Source organism: Acinetobacter sp. 228 (assembly GCF_048147885.1).
The window spans coordinates 1-1,551 of record NZ_JAYWYV010000198.1; the positions used below are offsets into that span (position 1 = coordinate 1).

A 1,551-nucleotide genomic window follows, 5' to 3' on the forward strand; every position below is an offset into this window, starting at 1 on the left:
AAATGATGTGATCATATCAATAGCCGTATCATGTCACGATTTTGTACATAGTGATCTTTTATAAGCGAGCAAATGCATGAGTCAACCCACTACACCATCTCAATCAGTTATTCCTGCTTGGGTGGATTCGTCGCTACTACAAGGCATGTTACGTGGAATAGAACGTGAAAGCCTACGTATGCAAAGTAATGGGTTCTTATCACAAGAGTTACATCCAAAGGCATTAGGTTCAGCTTTAACACATCCGAAAATCACCACAGATTATTCTGAAGCGTTGATGGAGTTTATTACTTCACCACAGCCAACCATTGGTGATGCCTTGCATGAGCTCACCGATATTCATGCGGTTGTGCACCGTCATTTAGAAAATGGTGAAAAGCTCTGGCCGTTGTCTATGCCATGTATGCTAGATGACAATGAAGAACGTATTCGTCTAGCTCAATATGGCACTTCTAATATTGGCCGTTTCAAGACGCTTTATCGCCGTGGTTTAGGTATTCGTTATGGTCGCCGTATGCAGACGATTTCGGGCGTACACTATAATTTATCTTTCCCTGATTCTCTTTTTTCTGCTTTGCAGGCACATGAAACTGACGAAAAATTAAAAGCACTTAGTCTGCAAGATTATCGTAGTCATCGCTATTTTGGTCTGATTCGTAACTTTATTCGTTTAACGCCACTGGTTATGTTTTTGGTGGGTGCGAGTCCATCGGTTTGCCGTTGTTTTCTGACGGGTCATGAACATCATTTGTTGCCTTTAATCAAAGGGTCATATTATTTACCGTATGCTACAGCTCTGCGTATGGGACGTTTAGGCTACCAAAACTCGGCACAAAAAAGTTTAGGCATTCACTATAACAACTTAACTGGTTATTTGGATGGTTTACAAAAAGCAGTACATTCTCCATACCCGCCATTTAGCCGTTTAGGGTTAAATGATGCCTCTGGTGAACCATTGCAAATTAATGATCATGTTTTACAAATCGAGAATGAATATTACAGTCTCGTGCGTCCAAAACAAGTTCCTCAAGCGGGTGAAACACCATCTCAGGCCTTGAAAAATCGAGGCGTCGGTTATGTTGAACTTCGTGCAGTAGACGTAAATCCATATTCGGCAATTGGCGTCAATGAAACAACAGCAGGTTTCCTTGAGGCATTAGCGCTTTATTGTTTATTAAGCGATAGTCCTGAATTGTTATGCTCTGAGCAAGATTTGATTGAGAAAAACCAGACAGAAGTGGTTAATCGTGGTCGAGCACCAAACGCAACCATTACTGATTTAAACGGGTCTTACCATATTGAAGATTGGGCACGTCAGCATATTTCTAAAATGCAGGATTGTGCTCGCTTACTCGATCAGACCTATGCAACAGATCTATACAGCTCGGCTTTGGCTGTGATGCAAGAACGTATTGATGAAGTAGATGAAACATTATCTGCTCATGTGATTGATGACACATTAAAGCATGGTGGAACCTGGAGCTTTGGTAGTCATATGGCACAGTTACATGCTGAAACTTATGAAAAGCATGAGATTAGTGCAGAGACTTT

Annotated in this window: 1 protein-coding gene; it reads left to right on the forward strand. The window is 41.2% G+C overall.

All coding sequences use genetic code 11. The features are described from left to right. Window positions 1-76 precede the first annotated feature (76 nt). Window positions 77-1,551, forward strand: a 1,475-nt coding sequence (gshA, locus tag VXQ92_RS17325) for a glutamate--cysteine ligase (RefSeq protein WP_416682655.1), incomplete at its 3' end; no start/stop codon positions are given.